Below are 6625 nucleotides of genomic sequence, written 5' to 3' on the forward strand. Positions count from 1 at the left end.
TTTCTATATTATTACTTACTCGTATTTCTTTCAACAATTTGATAAGAATCATTTCTTAAATCAATTGTCACTGTAATGCCATTATCAAATACAGTTTCCTGTATGTTTTCATCCCCATTCACAAATGTATGACGTACCATCTTTGCATAGGCAACTTTTTCTTCAAACGAAGCAATTTCTTTCACCATCGCAATTCGCTTTTCATCTACTACATCTTCAGAAAAGCTTCCATCTGTATTCACATATGCACCATCTCTTTCAAGATACGGAATACCACCATTTAATAATGCATACAATCCATAATTCCTATCACTCATCCAAGGAATCACAACGCAGTCATGGAAACAAAGATTAAAGAAAGGAATTGGTAACCCAATCTGTTTTCCATCCTGTTTCATCATAAATGGATATGGTGCATAATGACATGTATCAATATGATTCAATGCAAAGACATTGATTTCTTCACTGCTGACAATCATACCTCTTTCATTACATACATCAAATGTATCATTTCGATATTCTCTGCATTGCTTACGATTCATGCGATATGCATCATTGAAATTCTCATCAAATGGATTACATGTAAAGACATCGCAATATACACCATCACTCTCAACACCATGTTCTTTTAAATAAGCAAGATTTCTCTTAAAGAAGACCGGTGCCATTTGTCCTGTCATATACGATTGCTTTCCACCAGCCCATACACTCATAAAATATGGCTTTTGATCACGATCATAAATCTGATATTCGTCTTTAAAATCTGGAGAATCTAAATACAGATCATGATAGTTATCATGGAAAGAAACAACATCGTTATATGCATGTAATGTTTCAATCAGTTTCTTTAACGCCGGATATCCACCGGTTCTTTCATCAATTGGATAAAATCTAGGGTGCTGGTTATCATATGCAATACCACAGCCATCTAAATGCAGATGGATATGATCAATGCCTTGTGCATGAAAATGTTCCACTTTCTTCTGTACATCTGCAATTGGAACAATTGCTTCATTTTCCCCTTCTGCATGATAATAGCGACTGTCTTTAGAAATCTTTGAATGAATCCCTGTATGATAGATGCAGCTTCCAACCAGCTTTTTTAAAACAGGTTTCCTTTCAATTTTTTCTTTCAATGTCAATAAGCCATTTTCATCATATCTTTTACGAATCAAATGTGCCATATCGTTATAGTCAAACAAATGGTCAAATACATATAAATGCATTTTTCTTGCATACGAAAGATGTGCCAAAGAACTGAACGTTCTCATACAGATCATAGAATATTGACCAGCATCAATCCGATAGCCACTATCTTCATAGTCATCTACAAACCAAAGATAAGAACAAGCATCACTATAGAAACCTAGTGCATTCACATATGCATCTGCACATCCAAAACATCCGCCAAAAGAAGGAACAAAGGAAATATTTTCTTTTGTATCTAGTAATGTTCCCTGCTGCAGCGGAAGAACTAAAAAACCATCTTTTGTCTGGATTGCTCCTGGAAAAATCATTTCATCAAATACAAATGTATCCTCTATTGGTTCCAGCGTCACACAAATTGCATCATTTTCTTCATGAAAGCCTGCTTTTACACTACACCCCTCTACAATACTTTCAAACAAGATTTCCATGCCATTGTTTTCAATGCAAGTGATTTTCTTTGCATCATTGAACGGATACACTTCGTTATCCTTTTTGACTGCCCATTGATTTGTATCCATCACAAATTCTTTATCATTTTTTATAAAGATCAACTGTTTATTTTCATATCTCATTTTCAACATGAAACAAGTATACACCTAGTATGTTAAAATAGAGGACATGAAAATACTCATTACACCATTCATCAAATATCCACAAAATACAACCTCTTATTTTTTAACAGTCAACCTTGCGTATTTATTTGTCACACAAGGTCATACCGTCGCAATCAGTGCAGACAAAAAAAACCATTTTCATCATATTTCTCTTTATCCTGCCGCAAAAATCAAATCTCCATTTTCTCTTTCCAAAAAACCACAGAGAAATTATGAAGAATGGATGTATGTTAATGGTGCAGCAACACAAAAATATCTAGAAGAAGATTATGCATGCCTTGATACATGTATCCAAACATTCAAGCCAGATTTAATTATCACAATGGACCGTCTAGCATCCATCATGCTGGCAAGAAAATATAAGATCCGTATATGGACAATCGTACACTCCGATATGTATAAAGCATCCTTATTTGATACAAACTGTATGAATGAAGTCAATACAGTATTAAAAAATCATTCTTTAGAGCAGGAATACAACCTCAAAGAACTCCTCGCAAAATGCAATCGCAGAATTGGTTTTGGGCCAATTGAAGTACAGCCATTTCACCCAAAAGATGACGTGACACGTATTGGTGTAACTTCCATTTATCCTCCACACACTATTCGAACAAACCGTGTATGTATCTTTTTCCAGAAAATTTCTATCAACAAAAAAGCCTTACGCAAAATGATCATTGAAGCATTCCATGGTGCTCCATATTCTGTCTATGCATGTTTTGATGGTTCAAGGGCAGAAACAATTGATAACATTCATTTCCTGCAATCCACAAAGGCAGAACTGCTTCCTGGTTCCATTGCATGTATTCATGATGGAAATGATTACTTCACAAACCAATGTCTAGCTAGAGGCATTCAACAGCTCATCATCACAAACCACGACTATATCCGTAATTCCAATGCCCTTTCCGCAGAAAGAAACAAATTCGGTCTAGCTTTATATGAAGATGAGTTAACAATGCAGACACTCTATGAACAATATCGTTTATTACTCAGTGATGATAAATACTACTATTACACACAGGCATACAAAAAAATCACCCTTGCTTCAGGTGATCTTTCCATGCTTTTAAATTACTTATCATCTTCAGACTGATTCATTTGAAGAATCGTTTTACAAAGCTGTTCCGGCATAAAGAATGGCTGTGGTCCAAACGGATTGATAACAATTCCCCCAAATCCATTTTCCATGATTTTTTCCACTTCTTCATATTTCATAATCAATGTGACCGCATCTTTTTCCATCATCATGCTTGACCAGCGATGCAAGGCATCCCAATCTGTAAATGCTGGAAGGATGAATAGATTTTCATCAGCAGAAGTAGATACAGACATAAACGCTGCACTTGTATTCTCCTGTAAGGGATCCATGATATCTCCGCGATGCTCTGTTGTTGACTTTGCACAGACAAGTAGATTTGCATGTGAAATCAGCCACAGAACAAGAGAAGTAAAGTGTGGATCATCATGACACACATCATAAACACTCAAAAGTCCACGGATATATGGAAGCTCATTCTGGTTATCATGCATACTATCACTCACCGCAATGATATCAGAAAGAACACAATACTTTTTTATCAGCTTTGTCTTTTCATTTTTCTTGACAATGATTTCAACATTGCCATCTTTTGCTTTTCTGCATGTTTTCTCATTCATGCGTATAGAAAGAATACGCACTGTAAAAGCATCATTTTCCAGGCTGTATACATATACTTCATCAAATACATGCATATTCCCAGATAATTTTCCCTTCAGAATCAAATTTGATTTCTCTTCATTGATTTCTTCCACAACAAATGTATATCTTCTATTTCTATATTTCTCATTTTTATGAATCAATGTATGAATTCTTGTTTTCCGTGTCAATAAATTCTTATAGTTCTGCACATAGTAAATCACGCCAAACATCACAACAACCATCAGGCAAAACAAAATCATACTTTGATTCTGTCTCACTAATACATTTGTCTCTTCCTGCAGATACGCAGCACTTGCATAAATAAAATCCAGAACAAGAGAAAAAAATAGTGCATTCTGTCCCCATCTAGTAATCCATGTTTTCTGACTTGCATACCCTTCTGCACGATCAAATTTCTGATTCATCCAAGAGATTCCCGCAAACAGAACAAGCAAGATACAAACAAAAGCAACAAAACTAAACCATTCATCCACAATGGATTGAAACATAACAGTATCGCATACTAATAAACTAAAAAATATAAACACACATCCTGCGATCAAAGATGCGACCCATAACAATGTCTTTTTCATCGCAGTTATTCTATCAAAAAAGTTAATATGAATCACTTCATATTAACTTTTCTTAACAAATTTATTTCTGCAGGAAGGGCAGGTAATTTCAATTTTACCTCTTCCCTTTGGAACACGCACAATCTGATGACACTTTGGACACATATAATAATGATTATTTCTATCACGCAAAGAATTACGTATTACTTTCCATCTTCTTTGTACAATTGTCTTGAATTCCATATAGTGATCATTCTCAATTCTTCTCTTCACATAGTTTTTAGAAAACATACGATAGATTTCATATGCCATAACTATCATTGAAACAATTGAAAATAAACCAATTCCTGTAATAGAAGCAAGGATACTCAAAATCAGTGAAGTTCCAACAAGTGCTAGACCAAGTGGATCTGCACCATAACGATTCGCAAAGAATCTCTGTAATTTATACTTTATGTTATTCATGTACTGTATCTTACATCAAACATGCCATAGAAATCCATTGACATTGAATATTGATTGTATGATTTTAGAAACCTCCAATTGGAATCGATGGATCCATCTGTGTAACAACTGCCTTATATTGTTCATACACATCCATGCAGTTTGCTAAATGTGCATCATCCATCTGTGGAAATGGAATCACATCAAAGTTACGACAGTTTGCATCAAAGTAACAATACATTAAATCCGTCTTTAAGTCAGATAAGCTGATTTCTATTCTTCCATCTCCATATGTCGTCTTATTGATTGTTAATGCTGCCATTATTTCAATCTTGCTAAGATCATATTGCGCCGCAACAATATTACCCAATGCATAGAAGCAAATCGTCTTTCCATCATTCAGCCACTGTACAGGTTCAATACAATGCGGATGATTGCCAATGATGATATCTGCACCAGCATCTGCCAATTGCTGGGCAAGTGTTGTCTGATGTTCGTTTGGAGATGTCTGATATTCATCACCCCAATGCATTGCTACAAGTACAACATCTGCCATTGTTTTTGCTTGTGCCACTTTATTCAGCATCTCTTCTTCATGACCATCATAACAACTCACATAATATGGCTGTTCTGGCTGCAGTCCATTCATATCATGACAGAACGACAAGAACGCATAGCGAATCCCATTGATTTCCCCAACAGGAATTGCATCATAATCCTCTTGTGAAGTATATGTGCCATTCATCAAGATACCTTCTTTACTCTTCCAGTAATTCACAGAATTCTCTAATCCATACGTATTCATATCCAGGCAATGATTATTCGCTGTCGATACAAGATTAAAACCCAAAGAAAGCATATAATCACCCCAGGATTGTGGACCATTAAATCTAGGATATCCATGAATTCCAAGATCATCCCCACCTAAGATCGTTTCCTGGTTGTAATAGCGAAGATCATAATTCTGTGCAATTGCACCAATACGATCCAGTAAACTAAAAGTGTATGTACCATCCCCATTTGATGCATCTGCTTCAATGGTTGTATGCAGTAAAGCATCTCCAACCATAAACAAAGAAGCACTTGTCGTGACGGGTTCTGGTGTAGGTGTTGGTGTTGCGACAACTTCTGGTTCTTCATTTTTCTTTTCTTCTTGTGGACGATTGAATAGATAATTCAATCCAAACGCAGTGCCTAGTGTTGCCACCACAAACAAAGCCGCAAGTAATGCCAGTTTAAAAGCAATTCCTTTTCTTAATTTTCTTTTTTTCATGATCATTTCCCTTGTTGTTTCTATCTTACCATGTTTGTGGTAAAATTCGTCAATATCAGGATGTAGCTCAGCTTGGTAGAGCACTGCGTTCGGGACGCAGGTGTCATGAGTTCAAATCTCACCATCCTGACTTTTTTATTTCACTTCAATATACAATATTTTTTCTACCACACCTTTTTGTGTACGTAATGTATATACGGCTACGTGATTGCCCGGTTCGTTTGTTGAAAACGTAGAAGGAAGGATCAATTGTCCCTGCATTGTTGAATAGGAAGCAATATATTCCATAGGATCAAAGATATCACCACACTGTAATGTAACGACATCCTGCTTCAATTCTAAATATGGCTTTTCCTGCATATAAGGAAACAATGTCAAAAACAACAAAATCACCCCACTCATAAATACAAGTGGAATCCACTGGTGCATATAATCCCTCTGTACTTTTTCCCCTTTCTCTAATGCAAGACGAATCTTGTGCATCTTTTCAATGGGCATATCACAATGCATATATTTCTTGATCTCTCTTCTAGAAATATGATGTTCCAGTGCAAGTCGTATTTCTCTCATCTGTAAATGATTCCATTCCCTTTGTGCATACACTTTCACATCTTCATTATCCAATCCATGTTTCAACCCTGATGTAATTTCTACCTTCTGTAGATACGTAAACTCCAATTCAAAACAAGACATCAATTCTTTTGCATAGTACATAACAAAACACCTCCCTAATAAGTCAAATGTTTTTTAGCTTAAATAAGCTATTTTTTAAATACTTATTTTGATATAAGCCAATAGGTTATGGATATTTCATGCATCGATGTGCTGAATT

Annotated in this window: 6 protein-coding genes and 1 tRNA gene; 2 read left to right on the forward strand and 5 right to left on the reverse strand. The window is 35.6% G+C overall.

Going from position 1 to position 6625, the window contains the following annotated elements; translation table 11 throughout:
• Positions 1–11: 11 nt before the first annotated feature.
• A complete protein-coding gene (locus tag ACTND6_RS05505) occupies positions 12–1790 on the reverse strand; it encodes a DUF5696 domain-containing protein (protein WP_441022649.1) in 1779 nt (592 codons plus the stop codon).
• Positions 1791–1827: 37 nt separating this feature from the next.
• On the opposite strand from ACTND6_RS05505, the gene ACTND6_RS05510 reads away from it, so the two are divergent.
• The gene (locus ACTND6_RS05510; protein WP_178176587.1) at positions 1828–2919 is read left to right on the forward strand and encodes a hypothetical protein; all 1092 of its coding nucleotides are present in this window, start codon (positions 1828–1830) and stop codon (positions 2917–2919) included.
• Here the strand turns inward: ACTND6_RS05510 and ACTND6_RS05515 are convergent.
• The 3 genes from ACTND6_RS05515 to ACTND6_RS05525 all read right to left on the reverse strand — a co-directional run bounded on the left by ACTND6_RS05515 (position 2898) and on the right by ACTND6_RS05525 (position 5793).
• Positions 2898–4097, reverse strand: coding sequence for an SseB family protein (locus ACTND6_RS05515; RefSeq protein ID WP_441022652.1), 1200 nt, complete (start codon positions 4095–4097; stop codon positions 2898–2900). The genes ACTND6_RS05510 and ACTND6_RS05515 overlap by 22 nt on opposite strands.
• 42 nt (positions 4098–4139) lie before the next feature.
• On the reverse strand, positions 4140–4541 hold the full coding sequence (locus ACTND6_RS05520) for a hypothetical protein (RefSeq protein ID WP_441022654.1): 402 nt from the start codon (positions 4539–4541) through the stop codon (positions 4140–4142).
• A gap of 64 nt (positions 4542–4605) precedes the next feature.
• Positions 4606–5793: a CapA family protein gene (locus ACTND6_RS05525; RefSeq protein WP_441022656.1), complete on the reverse strand. Its 1188-nt coding sequence runs from the start codon at positions 5791–5793 to the stop codon at positions 4606–4608.
• A 56-nt stretch (positions 5794–5849) separates the two neighbouring features.
• On the opposite strand from ACTND6_RS05525, the gene ACTND6_RS05530 reads away from it, so the two are divergent.
• Positions 5850–5923, forward strand: a tRNA-Pro gene (locus tag ACTND6_RS05530).
• A gap of 5 nt (positions 5924–5928) precedes the next feature.
• On the opposite strand, the gene ACTND6_RS05535 is transcribed toward ACTND6_RS05530, so the two are convergent.
• A complete protein-coding gene (locus tag ACTND6_RS05535) occupies positions 5929–6507 on the reverse strand; it encodes a hypothetical protein (protein ID WP_441022658.1) in 579 nt (192 codons plus the stop codon).
• Positions 6508–6625 lie beyond the last annotated feature (118 nt).

Source organism: Bulleidia sp. HCP3S3_C9 (genome assembly GCF_052064035.1).
Taxonomy (GTDB): Bacteria; Bacillota_I; Bacilli_A; order Erysipelotrichales; family Erysipelotrichaceae; genus Bulleidia.